This is a genomic window from Clostridium neonatale, assembly GCF_001458595.1.
Taxonomy (GTDB): domain Bacteria; phylum Bacillota; class Clostridia; order Clostridiales; family Clostridiaceae; genus Clostridium; species Clostridium neonatale.
Window position 1 is genome coordinate 1,292,161 of the sequence record NZ_LN890328.1, and the last position, 26,749, is coordinate 1,318,909.

Genomic DNA, 26,749 nt, shown 5'->3' on the forward strand with positions numbered 1-26,749 from the left:
TAAATAAAAAAAGCCTTAGAAAATTATAAGACTTTTATCAATTAAATTTGTTGGTATATGAAATTTATCCCACTTTAAATTATTTCTAAACTAGATTTTCAAATGATTAACTAATTCAATAAGTTCATTTGCTCTTTGCTTAGTTGTATTTATTTCTTCATACAATGTTTCTGAATTACTATTAATATGTTCAACATCGCCAACAATATTCATTACATCCTCTGTGGTTGCATTTGCAGCACTTGTAATATCATCTATTGCCTTTGTCATAACATTAGTTGAATCATAAAGTTTTTGTGTAGATATATTAAATTCTTCAAAGATACTTACCATTTCATTTGATTCTTTAGTATATTGTTGCCCAGTAGCCAAGAACATTTCATAGTTTTTAACAACTTCAAAGTCTAAAAAGTTTAAAATACGTTCTGAATCTGAAACTAATTTTTCAACTGATTCTAAAGCTATGTCTACAACTTCTTGCATCTTGTAAGTTACATTTTTTGATTCTTCAGCCAAATCAGAAACTTCTTTCGCAACAACTGCAAATCCTTTTCCATGCTCACCAGCTCTAGCTGCTTCAATTGATGCGTTTAATGCAAGTAAGTTAGTTTGGTCACAAATATCTCCAATCATACCTATAGATTTTTTTATATATTCAATATTTTTAGAATTATTTATTGAATCTTTAAGATTGCTATGCATTTCAGTATAGACCTTGTCCAAATTATCTTTAGATATTATTATTTTATTATTGGCTTCTTCTATTCTATTATTGTTTTCCTTACTTGCATTCATACCATTTATTGATCTATCTTTTATCATTCCCATTGTTTCAGTTACAGTACTAGTTGTAGCATTTATCTCTTCTGTATATGATGTAGTCTCTTCCATGACGCTTAAAACTTCCTGGGAATCATTAGTTATATTGTTTACTTTTTCTTTTAAAATTTCTATACTTTCAAAACATAGTTTAGCTGAGCCATCAATTAACTTACTATCTTCAATAACTCTACTTACTAAATTCCTTACCGAATTTCTCATATTTTCTATTTCTCTTGAAATAAAACCTATTTCATCTTCTTGATTTATAATAGATTCATCTACTCTAACACTAAAGTCTCCTTTAGATATAGATAATAAAGTTTTTACAACTTTATTTATTGGTTCACTTATGTATCTTTTTAAGAATATAAAAATCAAGAATGCTGTTAGTATTGAAAATATCAGAATAATTCCTTCGATTATTAATAATGTATTTTTAATATCTTTATATGAATTCTCTGCTGAAATATCACAAGATACTATCCCCAAAACATCACCTGATTTGTCCTTTATTGGAACATTACACGATATAAGCATTCCCCATTCCTCATCTTTATATGGCTTTGTAAATGTTTCTATTCCTTTATTAAGAGATTCAAGTGCTTCTTCTGTATCGTAGTAATTTCCTTCAGAATTTACCGTTTCACCAATCTCATATGGATCACCATCTCCTTTAATACTTAATGTATCCACTCCATAAACTGTCGTTTTTCCATCTTTATCATAGCTTTCAGTATAAAGATATTTAAAATTATTATCTAACTTTATTTCTGTAAAATCTTTTTGAAGTGATTTATAATATGCATCTTCCATATCTTTATTTTCCATAAAGTTTTCAAATTTATCTGTATCTATCATATTTACAATTGACCTTAGAGATTTTAATGCTTCTTCCGCTGTCTGATTAATCGTATGATTATATATGTATATCCCCCCAGATATTGATGTCATAACAATTAATAAAGAAAATACCGTGAAAATTACTATTAATCCTCTTTTTTTAATATTCATTTTTTCAATTTCACTCCAAATCTTAGTAAATTAAATTTTTATATATAATTATCCAATTTATTATAAGTTAATCTATACTTTATTGTCAATATAAGCTATAATATGAATAAAAATGAATAATTTAATGATTTATTTTTTATAATCAAAAAAGAACCTGCTTTTACACAAGTTCCAATTTGAAAAATATTTTATTACTATTATAACTCAGTATATTTTTTGCTATTTCCCTTTGACTTCTCAACTGGATATTTCTTTTCATTCTTATCCATTTTGCTATTTATAATTTCATCTATATCAACACCAATACAATCTGCCATATGTACACAATAAACTAAAACATCTGCAAGCTCTTCACAAACATGCTCTTTGTTATAATTTTCTTCATCCCATAAAAATTCTTCTAAAAGTTCACCTGCTTCTATTGATATTGCTTTTGATAAATTAGCTGGTGTATGGAACTGACTCCAGTCTCTGTCATTTCTGAACTTTCTTATTCTTTCTATTGTTTTTTGCATTTTATTAAACCTCTATCTCTCATGTCTATTTATTTTATTATATCATTTATTGAATTTTATGATTATATAAATATCAGTATTAGTCCTTATAAATTCAAATTAAATATTGAAAAAATATTTCATACAACCTAAAAAATGAGATATAGTTGACTTTCTATTGCTTCCATGTTCAAAATCTCCCTTCATAACTAAATCACAATCCCATCACAGTGATCAACCTCATGCTGAATAATTTGTGCAATCCAGCCAGAATATTTCTGTCTTTGCTTTTTAAATCCAGCATCCAAAAACTCCACTTCAATATCTTTATATCGCGTAGTCTTTCTTACTCCTAATAATGAAAGACATCCTTCTTCTGTTTCATATGGTCCGGATTTTTTCACAATCACTGGATTAATCATTGGAATATTAGCAAATCCCATGCTTACTACAATTATACGTTTTTTTACGCCAATCATATTAGCAGCCATTCCAACACAACCATCTTCGTTTGCTTTCAGTGTATCCAGTAAATCTTGAATTACATGCTTGTCTGCTTCCGTTGCCTGTTCAGATTTTTGATTGAGGAAAAACACATCCCTCATTATTGGTCTAATCATCCACCTCAATTCCTTTCATTTAACTTATGTTTCTTTTATTATATCATTTATCTGATATTATCTGATAGAAATTTAACTTTGCATATAATATATATAAAAAGAAGCTTTAGAAATTCTAAGACTTTTATCACAAAAAATCGCTATATTTACAGATTATAAAAATAACTTTTGTATATTTAACAGCATTTTTCGGGTGGTGACTGTCACCATTTATACTCTTCCAAGAGATTAACCGTATTATTAACTTCTTGTTATAAAAGCATCGTATGCCTTGATTTTTTTACCAAAATATATTAGAATTTTTACAATATATAAGGGTAAAGGATGAAATTAAATGCAAAAAAAAGTAACTATGCGCGATATAGCAAAAAAAGCTGGAGTGTCGCCTGCAAGTGTTTCTATGATACTTAATAAAAAAAGTATTTCTAGATTTTCTGATGATACAATATCTCTGATTTATAAAACTTGTGAAGAATTGGGATATAAAACTAAGCATAAAAATAACAATAATATAGAAAACAGCAATCTCATTTACATTATCTGCCCGTCTGTTATCAATCCCTACTTTGCTACAATTATACAAAGTATTGAAAATAATGCATATTATAATGGATATGAAACTGCTATTTTAACTACATATTGGGATGAAAATCGTGAACATTACATAATTGATAGACTCTCATCAAGTAATGCATGTGGTGTTATATTTTCAATGATACCTCAAAATCCTGAACTTGCATTTAAATTAAATGATAAAATACCTGTAATTGCAATTGGAGATCGTAAAAATGAACTTGGTATTGATACTGTAGATATTAATAATTTCAATGCTGGAAAGCTTGTTGCAAAGCATTTAATCGAACTTAATCATAAAAATATTGCTTATGTTTCAACTACATTAAATGATCACCACTCTGCAAGAATCAGACGTTTAAAGGGAATTAAAAAAGAATATGAAGAAAATTGTCCCGAAGGTAATGTACATATTTTTACACGCGATATATCTCCTAAAACAGAAATCAAAAGCATAACATTAGAACATGATGTTGGATATGGTCTTACTCTAGAGTGCATTAAAAAGGCTCCAGAAATTACTGCAATTGTAGCAATAAATGATATGGTTGCTTATGGTGTTATAGATGCAATTCATTCTTTAGGACTCAAGGTTCCCGAAGATATAAGCGTATGCGGATTTGATAACATATATCCATCTAAACTTTCGCCTATTGAGCTAACAACTGTTGACCATTCTCTTGAAAAATGTGGTGAAAGCGCATTTAATCTTCTAATAGATAAATTAAAAGCTGAACCTTCAAAAGCACACTCTTCTGCAATAACACGAGTTGAATATGTAAGCAAACTAGTTGTTAGAAATACTACTAAAAAATCAACTTTTTAACATCATAAATAAATTGCGTGGAATCAGAGTTTAGTGAAAAATAACCGAAATTCAATATATTATAAGCTCGATTTGAGAGCTTTATTTCGGTTATTTATCATTAAACTTTGTACATCCCTTATTTATAGTTTTCAGTAAAAACTTTATACTTTTATTAGCTTATAAATGTCCTTTACAGAATTGAATATATGAGTAGGTTTATATTTTGAAGCTTTAATTTCTTCTTTATTGGTTTCTCCAGTGAATACAGCAGCTGTGTCTACTCCACTTTTTAACCCACATAAAATATCTGTAATTTATTGATTTATTATTTTTCTTGCCACATCTGGATAGTTGGTAATTATTGAATCAATCTGATTTTCATATAAAAGTTTCATATCTTTTTCTTCATTAACAGTCCAAACATGCAAAAGCATATTTTCTTTTTTACATTCTTCTATAAGATTTTCATATTGAAGATTATATCCACAAGGATGCAGTGCAGTAACACCTAATTTTTTAGCATATTCTAAAATACCTATCCATCCATCACAATATAATAACCCAGTAGGTACCCTATTATTAAGTTCTTTAATTCTCTTTATTGTATAATGATTGAAAGATGAATATATTATTCTATCTTCCATTTCCATTTCTTTTGCGAGTTTTAATACTTTTTCTTCTATTCCTTCATAAAAGATAATTCCAGTTTTAATCTCTACGTTTATAATTAAATTTGTTGGCTTTAAAAGCTCATATACTTCTTTGAGTGTTGGAATCTTTACCTCTTCATATTTTTCATTACCATAATTAAAATTGAACTTTTTAAGTTCCTCCAATGTATAATCTTTTACATACCCCTTACCATTACTTGTTCTATCTATTTTTTCATCATGTATTACGACTAATTCTTTATCTTTTGTAAGCTGTACATCTAATTCAATACCATCTGCTTTTTCATCTATTGCAAGCTTAAATGCTTCTAAAGTATTTTCTGGTGCATACCCTGAAGCACCTCTATGTGCCCAAATCCTTGTCTTGTACATAATTTATCTCCTTATACATAACTTATAATGTAAAAAGAGTATCTAACAATTAATTATTGTGGATACTCTTTTTTAATTTAATGCTTATATAATAATTATATTCAGTCCACTACTTATTAATGGTGTTATATTCTTTAATTGATTTATTTATACTGTCTGCCATAGCTTTTACAGTTTCTTCTGGAGATTGTTTTCCATTAAGCATATTTTCGATTTCAGTTTCAACTGTTTGTCTAGCTTCTGGGAATACGCTAAGTAATGCTCCAGCATATTCTGGTGCTGAACTGTGAAGTTGATCAATTGCTGTTTGAAATTGTGGGAATTCTTTAACATTATCTTTAAATACTTGTTCATTTTGTGCATCAGTTGTAACAGGGAAATATCCAGTGTTAGCATTCCAATAAGCTTGTGAGTCTGGAGAAATCAAGAATTTCACAAATTCCCATGTAGCATCTTTCTTAGCTTCATCCTTATTATCTAAAGCCCATAAAGAAGCACCACCAATTGAAACTCCGCCTTTAGAGCCATCAACAACACTTGGGAAGTATGCAGTACCAACTTCGAATTTACCATCAACATCTTTTAAGATTTGTTTTAATGAAGCTGTTGAACCTAATGTCATTGCTGATTTCCCAGCTGAAAAGTCAGCAAGTCCTGCATCACCACCACGACCTACATTTGCTGTACATCCCTTGTCATATAAACTCTTCCATGCAGTTAAAATATTTAAAGCTGCTCCATTTTTGTCAAATTCAACTGAAGTTGCAGCGCCTTCTCTACCATTTCCGTTATCTGCATATTGAAGGCCTTGTTTACATATAAATTGTTCAAAGAACCATCCATAAATTCCTAGTGATATAGCATTTGTTGCTCCACCTTCTGATGTTAAATCTCCTGATATGTTTTCAATTTGAGAAAAGCTTTCTGGTGCTTTTTCAATTCCCGCCTTATCAAACATATCTTTATTATAATATAATATAGGTGTTGATGAATTAAAAGGCATTGAATATAACTTATTATCTACAGAATAATATGCTGCTATGTTAGGTTCAATTTTTGAAACATCATACTTATCTTTATCAATTAACTCCTGCATTGGAGTTATCCAGCCTGAATCTACCATAAAACGAGTACCAATATCATAAATTTGTACTAAATCTGCTCCCATATTTCCAAGCTGTGCACTTTTAAGTTTATTTATTGAATCATCATATTCCCCTTGATATTGTGCATCTACAAAAATTCCTTTATCATTTTCGCTGTTGAATTTATCAACTAAGTAAGTAAGAGCTTCTCCATTTACTCCACCCATAGAGTGCCAGAATGTTATTGTTGTCTTCTGAGCATCACTACCATTTGATGATGCATCAGCAGTCCCCTGACTAGCGCCGCCACATCCTGCAAGTGTAGTTAAAGCCATTGTAGCAGTTAAAACAAGTGGTAAGAATTTCTTTAATTTCATTTTTGTTTTCTCCCTTCAACTTTAAAAAATCATAATCTTTTTATATTAAACAGCATGTATTTTAAATTTGATCTTCTTAATATTAATACATGTTGTTTTTAGCCAACATAATAATCGATACATTTTACTTTTTAGTATATTTAGCCTTTAACGGCTCCTGAGAACATTCCTCTTATAAGCTGCTTTTGACCAACAACAAAGATTAATAGTGAAGGTACAATTATCATTACAACACCTGCAATCATCATCGTTATAGATTGAGAATCAATGCTGTTAAGCATACTTATACCAATTTGAACAGTTCTCATCTTATCAGAGCCAGTTACTAGAAGAGGCCACATATACATATTCCATGCATTTATAAATGTATAAACTGCCATTGCACCTATTGCCGATTTTGTAAGCGGCATTAAAATCTTGCATATAAATTTTAAATTTGTACATCCATCTATTTTGGCTGACTCATAAAGAGCAATTGGGAATGATAAATAAAATTGTCTGAATAAGAATATTCCCATAGCTGATGTTAAATATGGAACGATAAGTACCTGATATGAATCTAACCAGTTCCATGAACTTACTGTTAAGTAATTTGAAATAATTGTTGCTTCACCCGGAATCATCATTGTTGACATAACAAGCATAAACAATATTTCTTTGCCCTTAAAATTTAAGAACGAGAATGAAAATGCTGCTAGTGAACAAGATACTATCTGCCCAAGTGTTATAAGTCCCGCTACTACAAATGAATTGAATACAAATTTAAATAAAGGAACCTTTTTTAATACATCTACAAAGTTTGATATGGTTGGATTTTTAGGTATTAAATTCAAATCTGTTGTAAATACTTCACTTGATGGCATAAAAGCAATACTTAAAGCATATAAAAGCGGTAAAAGGACAATTAATACAACAACTAGATTAACTGCTAGTCTTAAAGAAGATTTAATTCTTTTTCTATTTTTGTGTTTTCTTCTCATTTTTGTTTGAATGTCTTCTATTTCTTTTTTGGTTATATTCTCATTAATTACAGCTTCCATTAATACTTGACCCCTTTCTTCTCCATTTTGAACATTACTAAAGTAAGTATCATTATTATTGCAAAAAGTATAACTGACTGTGCTGCTGCGCTACCAAAACGATAATTGAAAAATGCATCTCTATAAATTGAATATACAAGAAGGTTTGTAGACTCTCCCGGACCACCTTGTGTTAATATCTTAACTTGTCCAAAAGCCTGGAACGCTTGTATTATATTTACTACGAAAGTATAGAATAGAATTGGACTAAGCCCAGGAAGCGTTAATTTGAAAAACTGATGAATTGAATTTGCACCATCAATTGATGCTCTTTCATATATGGATTCATCAATATTGCTTAATCCAGCTGAAAAATACAAGAAATTAATACCGCTATTAAGCCATGCAGTTAGTACTGCAACACAAATTAATGCATACTTAGGGTCTGTCAGCCAATTTATATTAGAATTTAAAACTTTATTTGCAATTCCTACTGACGGATGAAGAATGATCTTAAATATCATTGCAGCTGACGAAGATGCAATTGCCATTGGAAGTGCATAAGCTGTGCTGAATGCTCTTATTCCAGGGAAGGATTTATTACATAATACAGCAGTTAAAAGTCCAATTGCCATGCTTCCTAAAACAACTATAGCTACAAAAACAAACGTAACAACTAAACTGTTATAAAAGGAAGGTGATGAAAATAAATCTGTATAATTTTCAAATCCTACAAATAATTTTGGTTGTCCCATTTTATCTGTTTTGTATAAGCTTAAATATAATGTTTTAAAAAATGGATAAAATAGAAATAATGAAAATATTATAAGACTCGGCATAATAAATGAATATGGTTCGATTTTAAATCTTTTTGTTTTATTCATCACATAAACCTCCTTTAACTTCGTCATGTAAGATATTCTTCTCGCTTTTTTCATCAAAAATGCATATATTTTTTGTATATATTAAAACCTCCGCCTTATCTCCTATCCCAAAATTACAATTATCTTTAAAAATTGCTGTTAAATCATTATCACCAATTTTAAAATAAATATTTGTTTTATCTCCAAGCATTTCACTTAAATCTACTTTTACACTAATTGGCGAAGATATATATTCTTTATCTCTTTCTGTCATATCAATGTTGTTTGTAATATGCTCTGGTCGTATTCCTATAATTACATTTTTGTTTTCATACCCTTTTTTAATTAACAAATCACTTTTACTTTTGGGTAAATATACTTTTTCATTGCCAAGATTAAAGTACATTAATTGATTTTCATTTTTCAATTGACATTTTATAAAGTTCATTGATGGAAGACCTATAAATCCTGCAACAAATTTATTAACTGGATTATCATATAATGCCTCTGGCGTATCTACTTGATGTACCTCTCCATTTTTTAATACAACTATCTTTGTACCAAGTGTCATAGCTTCTGTCTGATCATGAGTTACATATATAATTGTATTGTTTAATTTTTTATGAAGCTTTGACATTTCAACTCTCATATGATTTCTTAATTTTGCATCTAAATTTGATAAGGGCTCGTCCATAAGTAAAATCTTTGGGTTTCTTATTATTGCACTAGCAATTGCAACTCTCTGCTTTTGTCCTCCAGATAATTCTTTTGGCATTCTTTTTAATAGCTGCTGAATCCCTAAAATTTCTGCAACTTCATTTACTTTTTCTTTTATAGTATTTCTAGAAACTTTTCTTACCTTTAAAGAAAATGCTATATTATCATAAACAGACATGGTTGGATATAATGCATAATTTTGAAATACCATGCTTAGATCTCTTTCTTTGTGAGTGAGATAGTTTGCAAACTGTCCATCCAGCCACATTTCACCTTCACTTATTTCTTCAAGACCAGCTATCATTCTAAGTGTTGTTGACTTACCGCATCCTGATGGTCCAACTAAAATCACAAAATCTTTATCATCAACTTCTAAATTAACGTTTTTAACTGCATATGACTCCTCATCATATTTTTTACATATATTTTTAAGCAATAGTTTCGGCACTTAATTTACCTCCTCATAAAACTTGATTGTAATAAATTTCTTTAGTAAACTTTGTTGAACTTTTTTTTAAAAATTTTCCTTCCAACAATTTGAATCTTATCACCACGCAAAATCAAAGTCAATTTAATGTAATCGTTTATCAATACTATTTACGTAGTATTTACACAATCTTTACAGGCCTTTATCAGTATCTTTACTTTGATTTAACATATTTATCCCGTTGAACTTTGTTGAATTAAATATATAATTTATTAATTTATTTCAATAAACTTCAACATAATATTACTATTGTTGCTGAAATCATATGGAATATTAGCTAATTTCATAAACTGTATGGATATTCAAGTGATTTAACCAATAGATAACTGAGCATAAGTAGAAAATCAAAAAAGCCATGCTTGAATATTTATTATTCTTACACATGGCTTTTGTTTTAATTATTAATACTACCCTATCTAATTAAATAATACTGTTAAATGATTTATACTATATTCATATAAGAATCTATAACTCTAGGCTGTTTCTTAAATAAGAACTTACCATTTCTAACCGAGCTTAAAACTTCTGCACGTTCACATATTGCTTCAAATTCAGATTTTGCATTCAGAACTATAAAATTAGCTGGCTTATTTACTTCTATACCATACATATCTTGAATATTCATAGTTATAGCTCCATTGGTTGTAATAAGATCAAGGGCATTATCAATTTCTTCAAATGACATCATTTGTGCTATATGAATTCCATGATCTAATATCATCATCATATTTCCATTTCCTAAAGGATACCATGGATCAGACATTGAATCTTGAGCAAAGCATACATTTATTCCTGCATCGTTTAGCTCTTTTACTCTTGTTAATCCTCTTCTCTTTGGATATGTATCTTGTCTTCCTTGAAGATATATATTTTCAGTTGGACATGCTATAAAGTTTAATTTTGATTTTTTAAGGTCTTTCATAATTTTAAAGGCATATGCGTTATTTGATGATCCAAATGAGCATGTATGACTTGCTGTTGTTAAATGTCCAATTCCCTCCATATAAGAAAGTGCAGATAAAAGTTCTACAAACCTTGATTGATCATCATCTGTTTCATCACAGTGAACATCAATAAGTTTGTTATATTTCACTGCAAGTTCTACTGTCTTATGAATTGATTTTTCGCCAAATTCCCTTGCAAGTTCAAAATGTGGAATTGCACCAACACAGTCAGCCCCCATCTTTAAACCTTCTTCTACAAGTTCATCTCCCCCCTTATATGCATACATACCTTCTTGTGGAAATGATACAACTTGTATTGTAACAAATTCTTTAAGCTCCTCTTTAAGTTCTAAAAGTGCTTTTAAAGACGTAAGATTTGGATCTGTAACATCGGCATGAGTTCTTATAAACTGAACTCCTTGAAGTACTTCTTTTTTTATTCCAAGTCTTGCTCTCTCTTTTATTTCCTCAATATTTAAATCTGATTTTGTTTCACTCCATCTTTGAATTCCTTCAAAAAGAGTACCAGTATCATTTAAAGCTCCTTCTTTTTTAGCTGTAAATACATAGTCAAGATGAATATGAGGATCTACATATGGAGGCAAAACTAAATTTCCCTCTAAATCATAAATTTCCTTAACTTTATCATTATTTAAATTGTTGCTTATTAAATCATTACCAATTTCTTTTATTACTCCATCTTCAACTAATATATCAGTTAATTCTTTTTTTCCTTTTAATCTTGCATTTTTATATAGTATTACCATTTTAAATTCCCCCTGAGCCTTTAAAGCTTTTAATTTAATAAATACTAATCTTAGTAGACTACAACTTAAAATAATGTATTTCTTTATTTTATAATTCTTAAATATTTTTATAAACCTTGAATATTTTTAAATTTTACATATTTTATATGTTTTATTGTAACTCTTGTATATTAAACTTTTACTTAAATTCTTTGTTACATATTTTCACTAATTCAGGTATAACACTATCAACAATTACTTTTCCTTTTTCTGCACATGATGATTTTGCACTTGCAAGTGCACCTGTTTCTGGTACATCCCCTTTATATAATGGATATCTGAAATAAGGAAGTGCTTCTGTTTCTCCTACTTCAACATTTTTCTCAAAATGAACAAGCTCTGGTTTAAAATACATCATAAGAGATGTTTCAGTTACTGCTGCGTGTTCAAATGCCCATCCTGGAAATGGTACTTCATTAAATACTTCATCTATTACATCTTGAAACATATGATCCCACCAGTTAGATTCTATTATTACTACTTTTCCATTTATATCTCTATTTACCAAATCCATAGCTTCTATAATGAATGCCTCATTTTCAAAATGTGCATTCATTATAAATATCTTTGTAAAACCATCCTTTACTATTTCCATTAGTATGTCATAAACAAGCTTTATAACAGTTTCTCCATTTAAATCAATAGTTCCTGGAAACAGTGGTCCTCCACCACTTAGAGGTTTTGATTTATATCCATATGTTAGTGTTGGCATAATAACTCCATCTACAGCCTCTGCAAGCTTTAATGCAAAGTTTTCTGCAATTGCTGCATCTGTACATAATGGCAGATGCATTGCATGTTGCTCTGTTGCTCCTATTGGAAGTATTACAATTTTCTCTTTACAATCATTAAATTCTTTCCATGTCATATCATGCATAAAATAACTCATTTTAAATCCTCTTTTCTATTTTTTATTTATCTTTATAATTAAGCAATATCAAATTTTCCTTTTTCGATTTCTAATGCTTTTTTGTTTACATATGCTGAAATTATAATCATTGATGCCCCTGAAATAGCTATTGCAAGAAGGCATGAGAACCAAAAGTTTAGTCCAATTACATATGTGATAATCATATATGCTATAGGTCCAAGTATTGATGATACTATTGCACCTTCTTTAGTAGATTTCTTTGACACTATTGCTGAAAATAAAGGAACACCTATGCATGAACCAATACCACTTAATCCAAGATACAAAACTACTGATAAGAATTCTGGAGGATTAATATAATTAAATATCATACATATTAAAGAAACTGCCACAACAGCTATTCTTGTTACTTTTACTTCAAGTTCAGGACTTGCATTCTTATTTATTGTTTTAGAATAAAAATCCCTTCCTATTGCTTGCCCAATTACTAATAATACTGAAGTTGCTGTTGACATCATAGCTGCAAATATTCCAACCATCATAAATGCTGCTCCTGCTTTAGGAAGTAGGTTAATTGCCATTGTTACTGTTAAATAATCAGCTGCTGCATCTGGAAATAAAACTCTTCCTGTTAATCCTGCAATATAAAAACTGTTGTAAATTACACTTAAAACCAATGCTGTAATAAGAAAGGTCCCTATTGTTTTTCTATTTACATTTGGTATAGCTAAAAATCTTGAACAAAGGTATGGCTGACTTATAAATGTAACCCCCCAGAATGCAAAGTTTCCAATAACTCCTGTAAGAGGCATTTCAGCACCTTTTACACTCGGCTGAACAACATTTAACATTGATGGATCAATTGCTGCAAGTCCTGCTTCAAGTCCATCAAATCCACCTACTGCTTTTAATGAAACAATTAATAACACAATTGTTATAACAAGCATTGGAAGTCCCTGAACAAAATCTGTCCATGCTACAGATCGAAGACCACCAACAATAACGTAAAAAATCAAAACACATGTTATAATTACAAGTCCTGTATTAAATGAGATTCCAGTAAAGCTCTCTAAAAGTATTGCCGCACCTTTAAACTGAGCTACTAATGGGAATATATAAAATACTGAAATAACTCCTGCAATTATTAGCCTCAAAGTATCACTATTGTATCTTTGCCCAAGGTATTCTGGGATTGTAAGTGAACCTAAAGCTTCAGCCTGAAGTCTCATCTTTCTCATAAGAAAAACTGCTGGAATTATAAGTCCTGGAACAATTGCAATAACAACCCAGTAGTAAGGCCATCCCATAGTTGACATTATTCCTGGGTCACCCATAAAACACGCTGCACTTATTGATGATGTCACATATGAAAATGCAAGAACAACTGTAGGTGTACTTCTGCCTCCTAAATAATATTCAACATCAGCACTCTCACTTCGACCTCCATTATTTCTACTTGAAACAAATGCTACAATAGCAACAAATGTTAAAAATCCAACGAAAAATATAATTGATATTGTTTGTAAACTCATATTATTTCCTCCTTTACTTTTTTCAATATAATGATTATTTGCTTTAATTAAATTCCATATATCAACAATTTCATTACTCTCTAAAATACATAATTTATACCATAGTCTTTATTTATTAATTCCCCACCTTACGCTTAATCTCATATATTGAGTTGACTTTTATACAATCTCATCCTTTTTAAACATAAATATTAATACTGACACTAGAGAAATCAGTGCTGTCAAAGCCTGAAATCCAATCATTATTTCCCATGTTTTCATTAATATTCCCCCCTTTTCACACTTGTAATAATCTTTTATAAATTCTACTTTGAATCTTGATTCATTCAGCATTAATAGCTGTACCAAACTATTTTTAGCTGCTAAAATCTACAATCTCCTACAAGTAAAAAAAGAGGCCCTAAGTAAAGTTAACTACTCTACTTAGAACCTCATTGCTCTATCTATTTAAACGCCATTGTTTATATTAAATTTTCCTTACCTAAATATTAATCTAATAGAATTTTTCAGTCAAATTTTATTAAATTTTTATGCACTAAGAACAAAAATATTAAAATCTTATTGTTAATAATAAACAAAATATATGGTAAAAGTCTAGACAAGTATATACTAATAAATTAGAATAATAACAAATGTTAGGAGGTCTTTTTATGTTTCAATGCAAAGATTTATTCACTCTTCCTTCACTTACTAATGTAAAACTTTTATGTGGCAGCGAAGGATTAAATAATGTAATTAGATGGGCATACAAAGCTGAAAGCCTAAGCCTTAAAAACTGGGTAAAAGGTCATGAGCTTTTAATAATAAGTGGTGCAATTATTGATAAAAAAGATTTTAATATATCAAATCTCATTTCTGAAGCTATAGAATTAAATCTTTCTGGAGCACTTCTATTAGTTGGAGATAATTATATTAAATCCATCCCGAAGACTACAATAAAGCTTTGTGATAAAAAGGGCTTTCCAATATTTCTAATAAGCTGGAACACACCACTTGTTAATATTTTCGAAGAGTTAGGACATGCCATTGTTCTTAGCAGCAGCATAAGCCAAAGTCGAGATGATTTGGTATCCAGTATAATCTTTGGGAATGATTTAAATAAAGAAAGACTATTACTTAAGGCTGAAGAGCTTGACTATCCTTTAAATCTTAGTCAAAGTGTTTTTTTAATAAACTTCTTTAATAATTCAGAAAATGAGCAATCAAAACCATCTCTTGATGAATTTAAGATAGGAGACTTAAAAAACTTTCTTTTATCTCTATTTAATGAAGAAAACTTTAATGTTGTTCTATCTAACTACGGTAATAATATTGTAGGACTTTATACAAGCTCACAGCATAATCTACCTATGAATAATGACAGCCAATTTAAAAGTAATGATGATTTCAGCCACAATCTTTTTAATGAAAATAATAAAATTAATATAGCTGATAATACTTACTTTAAAACCATCAATGATCCTAATATATGCCATGAAATTCTAAATAAATTTATTACAGAGACATTAAATAAATATCCTTATATAAACATGAATATAGGAATTGGAAAATGCTATTTTTCAATAGATCAAATACAAAAAAGCTTTAATGAAGCCTCAAAGTGTATTTCTCTATGCACAAAACTTAAACACAAGGGCAAAATCCTTTCTTATAATGAAATTGGAATTCTTCAAGTCTTCTCTGAAATTGAAAGACAGGATTTATTAAAAAATTATAGAAATGAAATGCTTAATCCTCTTATTATTCATGATAAGAAAAACAAAAGTAATTTAATACAAACATTAAAAGTTTATCTTAAGAATGATTGCAATATTATTAATACTTCTAAAGCATTAAATATACATAGAAACACAATAAAATATAGAATAAACCGTATTGAAGATATTTTAAATGTATCATTGTCAGATTCATTTACAAAACTTAATTTATATAATGCTTTGCTTATTCATTCATTTATATTATAGAAATACAACTGCCTTGCATTAAAATCAACTATTATAATTATATGAATATCCATATGAGTACTTATAAATTTAAAATACCCATACTATCTAAATTGTACCCTTTGTCAATGATAGTAAAAAAGAGTAGACTAAATAAATTTAAAAAATAGAGTAAAAACTCTCTATAATCTAAGAAAGTTTTTACTATATATGTTAATAATTAGATTTATCTTGCTAGACTTGTTAAATATTCAACTGTTTGTGGATCATAATGTGAGAAGAATAAACTTTCAGCTTTATCTAAAGTAGCAATTAAATCCATATCCTCTTTAGTTAATTCAAAATCAAATACACTTATATTTTGTATCATTCTTTCCTTACTAACTGTTTTAGGAAGCACTGATACTCCTTTTTGAATAAGATATCTTAAAGCAACTTGTGCAGCTGATTTATTATATTTATCTCCAATTTCTTTTAATGTTTCATTATTAAAGAAGTTATTTTTTCCTTCAGCAAAAGGTGCCCAGGCTTGAATTTGAACGCCATATTTTTTCATTACTTCTTGAGCTTTTACTTGTTGATTAAACACATGTGTTTCAACTTGATTTACTGCTGGAGCAACTTCATTGAACTGAGTAATGTCTATTAATCTATCTGGATAGAAGTTACTTACACCTATTGCTTTAAGTTTTCCTTCTTTATATAGCTCTTCCATTGCACGATAAGTTCCATAATAATCATTAAATGGCTGATGTATTAATACTAAATCCAAATAGTCTAATTGAAGTTTTTCCAATGATTCTTCAATAGATTTCTTTGCCTTTTCATATCCAGCATTTGAAATCCACACTTTTGTAGTAATAAATAATTCTTCTCTTGGAACGTTGCATTTTTTAATAGCCTTTCCTACAGCTTCTTCATTACCATAGGCCTGAGCAGTATCAATTAATCTATAACCTACCTCTATTGCATCTAGTACACATCTTTCACATTCTGCCTGATTTGCAATTTGAAATACTCCATATCCCAAAATTGGCATTTTAACACCATTGTTTAATTCTACATATTTCATCATAATCTCTCCTTTATTATAATTTTTCCTGCCATTCATTATTTAACCTAGGCAGAATTATCTTTGCACAACTGAATTTACTGTGCTAAAATTATTGTATTCCGTTAGAGTAACTCTAAGTCAAGAGGTTACATTGAAAAATTTTTCGTCTTTGACGATGGAAATGAGGTAAAAATGTATACAGTAAAAGAGATTTCAAAGCTCCTTAATATGAGTGAACATACAGTTAGGTATTACACAGATATGGGATTAGTACCTACTTTAAAACGTGATAAGAATGGAAACAGACTTTTTGATGAAAATTCTAAGAATTGGCTCATTGGCATAAAGAATCTTAGAGGATCTGGTATGTCTATAAAAGCCGTCAAGGACTATGTAGATCTGTGCTTGCAGGGAGAATCCACTTTAGATAAAAGATATGAAATAATTATAGAACAAAAGATGCAACTAGAGAAACAGTTAAAGGAAATGAATGAAAGATACAATTATATTACCCATAAAGCAAACTGGTATCTGGATATAATGAATCATCGTATCCCAGATAATAGTGATCCTGGAACATGGAGCATTTCCAGCTCAGAATCACAAGAAAATAGTTCTGAGTCTCAGATTATGACCAAACATGATGTTTCTTAAACAAAAATATGTTGCAATATTATAATTTTATATTCTTGATGACTCTCTAATATATTGCATTTGTTAAATAAATCATTATTTTTGCAAATTAAACAATTCTTTTTTTAGCCATGCTAAGTTACCTTCTCTTCTCTTAATTTATACTTTTATAGTTTAATTTCTGGATTTTTTAATAAAAAGGTGGTCTTTTATGTTTTTCAGAATATTTTTTATAAAATAGACATTTCCAATTATATTGTTATTAACTGTCCGTAAGTCAGAGTTTTTCATAGTGATTCCATAAATCTTTCATGCTAAATACTTGACTACTTATTGATTAACAAATCAATAGCCCACGAGTATGTATATGAGTATTCCAACTCAATGCACTTAAGATGGAATACCCCTATAATATTTTTATTCATAGCTATTCTCAGCCTTTTAAATTATTTCAACTGTTGTTTACTATCAAGGATTTCCCTCAGTTTGGCAGCCTGGGCGTCAATTGACTGCGGACCGTTGCCGGTCAGCAGATTTGCCTTCTCATCAAAGACCACCTGTACCGCACTCGGATTGACAGTGCTCTCAACCTGATAACCGGCTTCTTTTAGTGCCTCGTCTACGTAATATGCCACCCGAGTCTTCTTCCTGGGAACTTTCGGGTATGCAAGCGTCAATGCCATTATTTCTCCACCCTTGGATACGGTGGTCAGTCGTGCCCCTTTGAAATTATGATCACTGGTGGTCGAAATTTTACCATCAGCGGAAACACGGTACTTCGCCGAGACCATAGCAACAGGTGCATGGCAGATAAGTGAAATCAGCACTCCTTCTTCGTGCAGTGTATTTAGCAGTTCGCCCATATAGGGACTATCAACAAAATCAACCATCGGTGCATGCCCACCGGGCATGTGGACAAATGTAAAATCGCGGAGTTTGAACGGATCTTGAGGGTCGCGGTTCTTCTCGACTAATTCTCTCACCGAATAGTAATTGTACTTCGGCAATGCTTTGAACTTCTTTACGATACTGTCTCGTATATGCTTGGCTTCCTTGTCAGTATTAGGAAGTGGATCTGAAACAGGGATGTTTCCAAGGAGCTTATAAGCGGTCTCCAGTTCAGCTTGGCGGCGAGCAATAAGCTTCGGACGTCTTTTACGGAACTTGTCAACGTTAAACAGAGTAGCCTGTGCTACGCCTGATAATCCCATAGCTGCACCCAGGCCTGCGCCAGCGTGAAAGAATAGTGCCATCCCATTGATATCTAACTGCGGAAGTTGACCGTCGGGAGTCGCAAAAACGAATTCGTACTCATCACCAAAACTTTGCAATATCTTTGCCATTTCGACGAGGAAGAACCCTGTTGAGATACCTGGATGACCACTAGGTTCAACAAGCGGCAAAATCTTATTTGAAGATATAACAATTAGTGCTTTTTTCTTTCCAAGCGATTGCTGTGTACTATTTTTTTCTTTCATGAATGTTTCCTCCTTTTTTCCTACTATATCTGAAATATATCTTTCATCCAAACATGGCTCAATTATTACTTGGATTTCTATTATTAAATTGGAATGTCCATCATGTGATTATATTAATCACATGAAACTCTTAACAAAATTGTCGTAGATATGATTGCCGAATACATTCTTTATAAATATACAGCAGGCTTTGCGCCGAAACCTAACAGATACCAGGTTTTGGGTTTATTGATAGTAACCCCCTTACCAATACATACTTAATCTTATTAGACATTTAATCAGCTCCTTAGAATATTAATATTGTTCCTTTTTGCCTATAATTTATACATCTTATAGTTACTGTTATTTTTTCTTTAGGCTTTTTATTTTCATACCAGAATGTATTCTTCATTACATTCTAGACATTTATGTTTAAAATATCCCTTCTCTATATTTCCACAATCTAAAGCTCGTTCTACGATATCTATTATATGCTCACGCATTTCTTTTCTAACTCTATGCCACTTCAATTTTCTAAATTCATCGAAGTGATTTACTAATATTTTATTTATGATTTTGTCACTTTCGTATTGTCTGCATATACTCATATCACTATTATAAACAAGTTTTCCACAGTTTTGAAAGCATTATAAAATCCTTGTAATAAAAAAAACACATCGACAAAATTGTCAATGTGTTTTCGTGGATTTTAATGGTGGAGACGACTGTCACCCAGAAGATCACCTAAAAGCCTTGAAAACTCAAAGCTTAATAATTATGAATTTAAAAGCTTTTTATCATAATCTGCTATAAAAAATATACATGTACAAACCACATATACAAATCCCTGTTCTTTAAGATTATGTAACTGTTCTTGTAATATAATATTAAAATCAACTGCATCTAAATAACTTAATGCATCTTCATATTCTATAACCTGCTTATGAATCAAAAATAATGATTTGCATAAATTTTGTATAATTAGAGCTTTCTGTTTTATAACCAATATATCTATTTTCATCAAGACTTCTAAACCATAACATATTATTTACAAAGCGCATCAATTGCTTAAGTGGCATCACCCTGTCAGATGGTGTATTATTGACTATATATCTCAATATTGAAACGCTATTATCTTGGAATTCGTAATTTAATGAAGGCATTAGCTTTTTTATTCCTTCAAGATCCCCGCTCATCGTTTCATAATTATATGATATCAAAACCTCTCCATCTATTGAGATTCTCTCATATAACAAATTTTTTATATCTTTTTTTCTATATAAGTAGTCAACCTCTCCACTTTCCAATTTAAATATATAATGAAATTCAGCATATTCTGTTTCTTCATCAGCATTTAAATAATAATCATACACTCCTGGTGTTATATTTTTGTCAGTTAAATGTGTTGTTATATCAAATAAAGCTAACCCGATATTTGATTTTCCTGAAGCATTTTTCCCATATATAATTATTTTATTAAGTAAATCATCTTGAATACACCATTCATTGAATTTATAATCTCTAACATCCGAAAAATTTAGTTCTATATTTTGGTTAAAATTCTTAAAACCTTTGACTTCAAACTTTTTGAGCATTATATCACTCTATCATAAATTATACATTTTTAAAACTTGAAATCAATAACAAGTGATAAATATCCGTAAAAAAATTACGGATATTTTAGAGCTTTTGCTTATTTTTATATCATTTAAAAGCTTTATTTCCCTTTATTGTATTGTATACCATTATTTTTCATAAAAAAGATATATTAATAACTTTTTTAAGTACATTCCTCTATAATAATATTATCTTTTAGATTCAATTATCTTATTAAATAAACTTAAAAATTCTGCTGTTATTATAATAATGTCCATAATTATAATAAATCAACATAATCATATTAAATTAACGATACATTTACATTATCAAACTCTATTATATCTTCATAATCATAAAGAAATAACACAAATGCTCCCAAAATACAGTTATTTATGTTTTTATGATTTTCAAAGAAATCTTTGTTTTTTCATAAATATTCATATTCTATTAAATTCTTATTTTTCAATAAATATTCATTTTTTATCAAATCTCACTTTTTAATAAATTTGCATTACACATTTTACTTATGATAAACTTGTCTAAAATGAAAATTTTAGTATAAAGTTATTTAAAAAGGATTTGATATAGAAATGAAAAAAATTATAAAAGTCGTTGGGGCTATTATTGAAAATAAAAATAATGAAATACTTTGTGCTCTACGCTCTCCAATTATGTCTACGCCAAACATGTGGGAATTTCCTGGTGGAAAGGTTGAAAATAATGAGACATTAAAAGAAGCTATGGAAAGAGAAATCAAAGAAGAGTTAAATTGTAATATTGAAGCTCTAAGCATTTTTAATGATAATATTCATGAATATGATAATTTTATAGTTAACTTAATTACTATAAAGTGTAAACTAATGTCTGGTACTCCTACAGCAAATGAGCATTCAAAGCTTATATGGCTAAAAAAAGAAAATTTAGATTCTTTAAAATGGGCTCCTGCAGATATTCCTGCTGTAATGAAGTTAATAAGCGAAACAGAGTCTGCCATATAGACATTGGGCTGCTGCATTTAATAATTCGTAATTCATTATATTTACATTTTAAATATATAACGTAACATCCTACAGCTTTTAGCATACGCTTAACTTAGTGCTTAAGGCCTTCTGAAATAGTAAGGTAGCCTGAAACAACTGTCTGAATATCTCTCACTCTCTTCTTTAATATTTACTTAATTATAATCATGATTTATATTATTATAATCCTTTCTCACAGACGTACTTAAAGAAAGAATCTGCTGCTGGTGAGTGGTATCTGTTTTTCATCCTAGCTATGTAGAAATAGCTTTCCCAATCTGGTTTAATTATTGGAATTGCTTTTACATTTATGTATTGAATTGAATACATTTTAGGGAGGATTGCTATTCCAAAGTTTTGAGCTATAAGTCCTACAATTAGGCTGTCTTCTTCAACTTCATATGAAACTTTAGGGTATTCTCCTATTTTTTCAAACAATCCATCTATTACAGGTCTTAATCCACTACTTTTAGAAAATATGATTTGTTTATATGGTATTGTATCTTTTAAGTTTAGTTCTTTGTATTTAGCCAATGGATGGTCATATGGCACTACTGCACACATTTCTTGCTTTTTAATTGGTACAAACTCAACCTCTGCTTCATTTTCCATTTTTGAGCAGAAACCAATATCATAAATTCCACTTTTTAAGCCTTCTACAATATCTTTAGTCACTCCTGTATAAAATTTAAAATCAATTTCTTTGTCTTTATTTATGTCTAAAAAATCATGAGCTACTTTTGGAATATCCTTTATTGCAAGTGGCTTTATCATAGATAAACTTATGTTTCCTCCACCTTCACTTATGTTTTGAAAGGAATTCACACTTATATCTAACATACTGATGATTTTACTAGCATCATTATAAAACATTTTTCCATATTTATTTAATACAACATTTCGACCTTCTTTTTCAAATAATTTTACTCCTAATTCTTCTTCTAAAGAGGCTATAGCATGACTTAAGCCTGGCTGAGTTATTTTTAATTTTTCAGCTGTTTTCCCATAATGCTCTAATTGTGCTAAAGTAACAAAATATCGCAAATGATATAAATTCAATATTTCCAAGTCCCTTCTAAAATATTATTTAGGCATATGAAAGAAAATAACAAGTCCAAATATGCCGAGGATATTTTTCATCAGACAAGGAAGTAGATTACCCTCATAGCTGGGTCTATTAGGGTAATCTGGTGACGCAGTATGATGGAAAATAGGCAGGTGGATTGACTTGTTATTTTTTTGATAATGCCTTATTATTATATATTAATTCATAAATAAAATGAATGAATTTCTATAAAATAAATCATTAGAATTTATGAAAAATATCTCATATAATTAATTAGTATTAGACACAATCAAAAAATAATAGAGCAGTATACATGTATTATTTATTTTCATGTGCCTTAATTACAGTTATTTTTATCTTAATGAAAGAAGGCTTTATTTATGAAAAAAATCAGAATTCCAGGAGAGCTAGCACTATTTACAGCAGTAATTATTAACAGCCTTGGTATTGCCTTAATGACCAAAAGTAATTTTGGTATATCTTCTATCTCTTCAGTTCCTTATGTATTTAGTCAAGCTTTTACAATATTAAGCTTTGGAACATGGAATTATACTTTTCAAACAATTTTAGTAATATCCTTAATGATTTTAAGTAGAAAAATTAATTTAAGTTATAGTTTTTCTTTTTTAATGGGTATTGCTTTTGGGAAAATGATAGATGTTCATGAATTATGGGTTTGCTTTTTACCTGATTCTTTAACTTATCATATTATTTACTTTATTTTAAGCTTTTTCATATTAGCATTTGGAATATGCTTATCTAATAATAGTATGCTTCCAATTATACCAACTGATACATTTCCAAGAGATTTATCAGCTATTTTAAATAAACCCTACAAATATGTTAAGACAACCTTTGATTTATGCTGCTTAACTACAACTGTTATAATTTCATTATTTATACTTCATAAAGCAGTTGGTGTTGGCATTGGTACAGTTATATGTGCATTTACTACTGGAAAAACTGTTTCAATTGTTCAAGGCTTTTTTGATAATCATGTAAAATTCTACAGATTAACATCCTTAAATAATTCACATGGTTCAAAAAAACATAATTTAAGTGTCTAAGTTAATCTTAGATACTAAATTATGCTTTTCTTGATTATAGTAATCTATTGAATAAATTTACAGCTTAACAAGAAGCTATATATTTTTTGTAGGCATGAATTTAGTAGCTGTTTACGCACTATTTTCATATGTGTTTATCTTTTGTTCTGATTATTGCCATTATTATAATTGATTATTCATAACGTTTCAATGTTACCCTTTACTATATTGGAAGACTATCGACATTTTTCGAGAGGTGACTGTCACCAACCATTATATCTTTAGCTTTTATCTGAGAACTAAAGTGATTCAATCTATCTTTAAAATAATTTCTAAGTACATCATCTTCACACCATATATAGCAGCCTTTAATTCCTCTTGTCATAAGAATTCTATAGGTATTTTTAATTATTTCATCACTTCTTCTTAAGGCTTCTTCTTTATTTTCCTTATATAATTTCTTTATGCCATTTAAGCTTTTATCACCTTTTGCTCTTTTAGTAAAATCAGTTACTATTTTTCCATTTTCAAATCGCAAGTCTTGTCCAATTATTACACCAACGTAATCAAATTCAAGTCCCTGGCATGTATGTATACATCCACATTCATTTACCGAATCTTTATCAATTGCCCATGTCTGCGTATTATTCAGGTTCCACTTCATTTTAAAATCATACTCTGGGAATTCTATATCACTTTCACTTGAATTTATATTCTTTTTAGTTTTCCATTCATAGCAATATCCTGCCAAAAGCCTTGCTTTATTATTAATTAAATTTTTCTCTTTAATTGCTTCTTCCATTTCTTTTGGATTATCAAATACTTTAAAATCAAAATCAAATTCAAAGCCATCAAAATTACCTGTATCTTCAATTTCTAATACATCATTAAGCCATGATATATATCCATCTGATCCATTACATCTAAATTGTGATGTTAATTCTAACTCTCTTGTTTTTACATTTAATAACTTAGCATATCTTTCAATTTCATGTACACTTCCTATATCATCTAATGTTACTCTCTGATTATCATCTACAAAGAAAACTGAAACCTTAGCAGTATTTATAATTTCTTTAATTTGATTTTCACCAATATTTTTAAACATACCTGATTTTGCATTAAGTCTATGTGCTTCATCTACTATTAATACATCAATTTCATTCTCATCTGTATCAGTATATACTCCAGATCCTTTAAATAAATTTTTAATGTATTTTTGCGTATAATTTCCTCTAAGTTTCTCTGCATATACATTTCTAGGTGCAGCATTCTTAGTAACATATTGACAGTTTAAACTCATATTGCATATCTTAACAAGAAGATTTATTGCTAAAACTGACTTTCCAGTACCAGGTCCACCTTTTACAATTATTGTTCTCTTTGTGTTTTCTTTAATACATTTACGTACAGTTTTCATAATACTTTCAAAAGCAACCTTTTGATCATCAATCATTATGAATTCTTCATTTCCATCAATCATAATCTTAAGTGCATCTTGAAGTGATTTTGATGGTCTTATTTTTCCACCTTCAATATAATAAATACCTTTACCTTGATCTGGCTTTTTAACAAACTTACAGATAAACTCTCTGAGCTTTATAACATCGCCTTTAGTATACGCTGGAGCCTTATTAAGATAATTATCATAAACTTCATTTTCAAGTGGATCATTTTCAATATTCTTTATATAGTTATGTAAATAAGCACAAGGGTGCAGTACAATATTTTCTTTTTCTACAGAATCATTATAATCTTCAATAAGACTTGCATATGACCATGCCTGATATGAAGGATGAGATACCCTTCTTTTAGATCTGTTTATTACAGTTTTAACAATTCCATCTTCATCGTCTATGCATTCTAATTCATTCCACTGTTTAAGTTCAACAATTATAACATTTTCCTTATCATTTTCATCAAGTCCAGTCAAAATGAAATCAACTCGTTTTGATGTTGCAGGTATTCTGTATTCAATTGCTACACCACAATCATCTGGGATATCATTAGTATTAAGAGCCTTATACATATACAGCATAGAATTATCCCATGCCCTAAATTCATTTTCTCTAGATTTTCCTATTTTTCTTTTGTATTCTCTATCAATTAATATACTGATTTCATCGTTTGTAACATGATTCATAAAATCCTTTTTCCTTGCTTCATATACAATCATGTTAAGCTCTCCTTTAATGGTTATTAAATATTATAAGTCTATATATCGACATTCTTCGAGAGGTGACTGTCACCTTCACTATAGCTCAGTATATTTTTTACTGTTTCCTTTTGCTTTTTCAACTGGATATTTCTTTTCATTCTTATCCATTTTGTTATTTATTATTTCTTCAATATTAACACCAAGACAATCTGCCATATGTACACAATAAACTAAAACATCTGCAAGTTCTTCACATACATGCTCTTTGTTATAGTTTTCTTCATCCCATAAAAATTCTTCTAAAAGCTCAGCAGCTTCTATTGATATTGCTTTACTTAAATTTGCTGGTGTATGAAACTGAGACCAGTCTCTGTCATTTCTGAATTTTCTTATTCTTTCTATTGTTTTTTGCATTTTATTAAACCTCTATCTTTACATATTTGTTTCTTTTATTATATCATTTACTGAATAAAATTTTAGATTATATGCAAAAAAAGCCTTAGTAAATTCTAAGACTTTAGTTTCATTAAATTCCACATCTATAAGCTCTAACATTTTTCACTTCAATAGAAACAAACTTCTTAATCTGTATCGCTTTTCCTTTTAATTCATTTGGAGCCATTTTTTTGTTTATCCTTTTAGATGTATCATTATTAAAATTCATGAGCATCTTCATTAATCATTTAAAGTTGTTAACTAAAA

The 26,749-nt window shown here is 29.3% G+C and carries 27 protein-coding genes; 5 read left to right on the plus strand and 22 right to left on the minus strand.

The window, feature by feature from the left end:
- Positions 1 to 90: 90 nt before the first annotated feature.
- From BN2920_RS12845 to BN2920_RS12855, 3 genes are all read right to left on the minus strand, one after another.
- Complete coding sequence (locus tag BN2920_RS12845) at positions 91 to 1,833, minus strand: methyl-accepting chemotaxis protein (RefSeq protein WP_058295400.1); 1,743 nt, start codon at positions 1,831 to 1,833, stop codon at positions 91 to 93.
- A gap of 197 nt (positions 1,834 to 2,030) precedes the next feature.
- Positions 2,031 to 2,348, minus strand: a complete 318-nt coding sequence (locus BN2920_RS12850; protein WP_058295401.1) for a nucleotide pyrophosphohydrolase — start codon at positions 2,346 to 2,348, stop codon at positions 2,031 to 2,033.
- A 188-nt stretch (positions 2,349 to 2,536) separates the two neighbouring features.
- The gene (locus BN2920_RS12855; RefSeq protein ID WP_058295402.1) at positions 2,537 to 2,947 is read right to left on the minus strand and encodes a peptide deformylase; all 411 of its coding nucleotides are present in this window, start codon (positions 2,945 to 2,947) and stop codon (positions 2,537 to 2,539) included.
- A 334-nt stretch (positions 2,948 to 3,281) separates the two neighbouring features.
- On the opposite strand from BN2920_RS12855, the gene BN2920_RS12860 reads away from it, so the two are divergent.
- On the plus strand, positions 3,282 to 4,346 hold the full coding sequence (locus BN2920_RS12860; protein ID WP_058295403.1) for a LacI family DNA-binding transcriptional regulator: 1,065 nt from the start codon (positions 3,282 to 3,284) through the stop codon (positions 4,344 to 4,346).
- A gap of 143 nt (positions 4,347 to 4,489) precedes the next feature.
- Here the strand turns inward: BN2920_RS12860 and BN2920_RS22620 are convergent, their stop codons facing one another.
- The 10 genes from BN2920_RS22620 to BN2920_RS21775 all read right to left on the minus strand — a co-directional run bounded on the left by BN2920_RS22620 (position 4,490) and on the right by BN2920_RS21775 (position 14,405).
- Entirely contained in the window at positions 4,490 to 4,642 is a 153-nt protein-coding gene (locus tag BN2920_RS22620; protein WP_083498916.1) for an HAD hydrolase-like protein, read from the minus strand.
- A complete protein-coding gene (locus BN2920_RS12865; protein ID WP_058295404.1) occupies positions 4,643 to 5,371 on the minus strand; it encodes a glycerophosphodiester phosphodiesterase in 729 nt (242 codons plus the stop codon).
- A gap of 109 nt (positions 5,372 to 5,480) precedes the next feature.
- Complete coding sequence (locus BN2920_RS12870) at positions 5,481 to 6,833, minus strand: ABC transporter substrate-binding protein (protein ID WP_058295405.1); 1,353 nt, start codon at positions 6,831 to 6,833, stop codon at positions 5,481 to 5,483.
- 140 nt (positions 6,834 to 6,973) lie between these two features.
- The gene (locus BN2920_RS12875; protein ID WP_374116954.1) at positions 6,974 to 7,813 is read right to left on the minus strand and encodes a carbohydrate ABC transporter permease; all 840 of its coding nucleotides are present in this window, start codon (positions 7,811 to 7,813) and stop codon (positions 6,974 to 6,976) included.
- 59 nt (positions 7,814 to 7,872) lie between these two features.
- Positions 7,873 to 8,736, minus strand: a complete 864-nt coding sequence (locus BN2920_RS12880; protein WP_058295407.1) for a carbohydrate ABC transporter permease — start codon at positions 8,734 to 8,736, stop codon at positions 7,873 to 7,875.
- Positions 8,729 to 9,880, minus strand: coding sequence for an ABC transporter ATP-binding protein (locus tag BN2920_RS12885; RefSeq protein WP_058295408.1), 1,152 nt, complete (start codon positions 9,878 to 9,880; stop codon positions 8,729 to 8,731). Before BN2920_RS12885 ends, BN2920_RS12880 begins: the two co-directional genes overlap by 8 nt.
- A gap of 481 nt (positions 9,881 to 10,361) precedes the next feature.
- The gene (codA, locus tag BN2920_RS12890) at positions 10,362 to 11,630 is read right to left on the minus strand and encodes a cytosine deaminase (protein WP_058295409.1); all 1,269 of its coding nucleotides are present in this window, start codon (positions 11,628 to 11,630) and stop codon (positions 10,362 to 10,364) included.
- A gap of 178 nt (positions 11,631 to 11,808) precedes the next feature.
- Entirely contained in the window at positions 11,809 to 12,558 is a 750-nt protein-coding gene (locus BN2920_RS12895; RefSeq protein ID WP_097919284.1) for a creatininase, read from the minus strand.
- Positions 12,559 to 12,596: 38 nt separating this feature from the next.
- Complete coding sequence (locus BN2920_RS12900) at positions 12,597 to 14,072, minus strand: sodium:solute symporter family transporter (RefSeq protein WP_058295410.1); 1,476 nt, start codon at positions 14,070 to 14,072, stop codon at positions 12,597 to 12,599.
- Between the two features lie 159 nt (positions 14,073 to 14,231).
- Positions 14,232 to 14,405, minus strand: a complete 174-nt coding sequence (locus tag BN2920_RS21775; protein ID WP_172437913.1) for a hypothetical protein — start codon at positions 14,403 to 14,405, stop codon at positions 14,232 to 14,234.
- Positions 14,406 to 14,722: 317 nt separating this feature from the next.
- On the opposite strand from BN2920_RS21775, the gene BN2920_RS12905 reads away from it, so the two are divergent.
- Positions 14,723 to 16,036, plus strand: coding sequence for a PucR family transcriptional regulator (locus tag BN2920_RS12905; RefSeq protein ID WP_058295411.1), 1,314 nt, complete (start codon positions 14,723 to 14,725; stop codon positions 16,034 to 16,036).
- Between the two features lie 205 nt (positions 16,037 to 16,241).
- On the opposite strand, the gene BN2920_RS12910 is transcribed toward BN2920_RS12905, so the two are convergent.
- Positions 16,242 to 17,087 (minus strand): aldo/keto reductase, encoded by an 846-nt coding sequence (locus BN2920_RS12910; RefSeq protein WP_058295412.1) that lies wholly within the window; start codon positions 17,085 to 17,087, stop codon positions 16,242 to 16,244.
- Between the two features lie 174 nt (positions 17,088 to 17,261).
- Between BN2920_RS12910 and BN2920_RS12915 the strand changes: the two genes are divergently transcribed.
- Positions 17,262 to 17,723 (plus strand): MerR family transcriptional regulator, encoded by a 462-nt coding sequence (locus BN2920_RS12915; protein WP_058295413.1) that lies wholly within the window; start codon positions 17,262 to 17,264, stop codon positions 17,721 to 17,723.
- A gap of 425 nt (positions 17,724 to 18,148) precedes the next feature.
- Here BN2920_RS12915 and BN2920_RS12920 read toward each other — a convergent pair whose 3' ends face one another.
- The 4 genes from BN2920_RS12920 to BN2920_RS12925 all read right to left on the minus strand — a co-directional run bounded on the left by BN2920_RS12920 (position 18,149) and on the right by BN2920_RS12925 (position 20,754).
- A complete protein-coding gene (locus BN2920_RS12920; protein WP_058295414.1) occupies positions 18,149 to 19,180 on the minus strand; it encodes a type 1 glutamine amidotransferase family protein in 1,032 nt (343 codons plus the stop codon).
- A 368-nt stretch (positions 19,181 to 19,548) separates the two neighbouring features.
- Positions 19,549 to 19,767: a transposase zinc-binding domain-containing protein gene (locus tag BN2920_RS21420; RefSeq protein ID WP_125149769.1), complete on the minus strand. Its 219-nt coding sequence runs from the start codon at positions 19,765 to 19,767 to the stop codon at positions 19,549 to 19,551.
- A 167-nt stretch (positions 19,768 to 19,934) separates the two neighbouring features.
- Positions 19,935 to 20,111: a hypothetical protein gene (locus BN2920_RS21425; RefSeq protein WP_172437806.1), complete on the minus strand. Its 177-nt coding sequence runs from the start codon at positions 20,109 to 20,111 to the stop codon at positions 19,935 to 19,937.
- Positions 20,101 to 20,754: an AAA family ATPase gene (locus tag BN2920_RS12925; RefSeq protein ID WP_058295415.1), complete on the minus strand. Its 654-nt coding sequence runs from the start codon at positions 20,752 to 20,754 to the stop codon at positions 20,101 to 20,103. The genes BN2920_RS21425 and BN2920_RS12925 overlap by 11 nt, the downstream gene beginning before the upstream one ends.
- Before the next feature lie 594 nt (positions 20,755 to 21,348).
- On the opposite strand from BN2920_RS12925, the gene BN2920_RS12930 reads away from it, so the two are divergent.
- Positions 21,349 to 21,756 (plus strand): (deoxy)nucleoside triphosphate pyrophosphohydrolase, encoded by a 408-nt coding sequence (locus BN2920_RS12930; protein ID WP_058295416.1) that lies wholly within the window; start codon positions 21,349 to 21,351, stop codon positions 21,754 to 21,756.
- A 201-nt stretch (positions 21,757 to 21,957) separates the two neighbouring features.
- On the opposite strand, the gene BN2920_RS12935 is transcribed toward BN2920_RS12930, so the two are convergent.
- Positions 21,958 to 22,821, minus strand: coding sequence for a LysR family transcriptional regulator (locus BN2920_RS12935; protein WP_338132745.1), 864 nt, complete (start codon positions 22,819 to 22,821; stop codon positions 21,958 to 21,960).
- A 402-nt stretch (positions 22,822 to 23,223) separates the two neighbouring features.
- On the opposite strand from BN2920_RS12935, the gene BN2920_RS12940 reads away from it, so the two are divergent.
- Positions 23,224 to 23,910 carry a DUF6198 family protein gene (locus BN2920_RS12940; protein WP_058295418.1) on the plus strand — a complete coding sequence of 229 codons (687 nt, stop codon included), beginning with the start codon at positions 23,224 to 23,226 and terminating at the stop codon, positions 23,908 to 23,910.
- A 202-nt stretch (positions 23,911 to 24,112) separates the two neighbouring features.
- Here the strand turns inward: BN2920_RS12940 and BN2920_RS12945 are convergent, their stop codons facing one another.
- From BN2920_RS12945 to BN2920_RS21430, 3 genes are all read right to left on the minus strand, one after another.
- The gene (locus BN2920_RS12945; RefSeq protein ID WP_058295419.1) at positions 24,113 to 26,065 is read right to left on the minus strand and encodes a DUF2075 domain-containing protein; all 1,953 of its coding nucleotides are present in this window, start codon (positions 26,063 to 26,065) and stop codon (positions 24,113 to 24,115) included.
- A gap of 78 nt (positions 26,066 to 26,143) precedes the next feature.
- Positions 26,144 to 26,461 carry a nucleotide pyrophosphohydrolase gene (locus tag BN2920_RS12950; RefSeq protein ID WP_058295420.1) on the minus strand — a complete coding sequence of 106 codons (318 nt, stop codon included), beginning with the start codon at positions 26,459 to 26,461 and terminating at the stop codon, positions 26,144 to 26,146.
- A 112-nt stretch (positions 26,462 to 26,573) separates the two neighbouring features.
- Positions 26,574 to 26,711 (minus strand): hypothetical protein, encoded by a 138-nt coding sequence (locus BN2920_RS21430; protein WP_157065779.1) that lies wholly within the window; start codon positions 26,709 to 26,711, stop codon positions 26,574 to 26,576.
- Positions 26,712 to 26,749 lie beyond the last annotated feature (38 nt).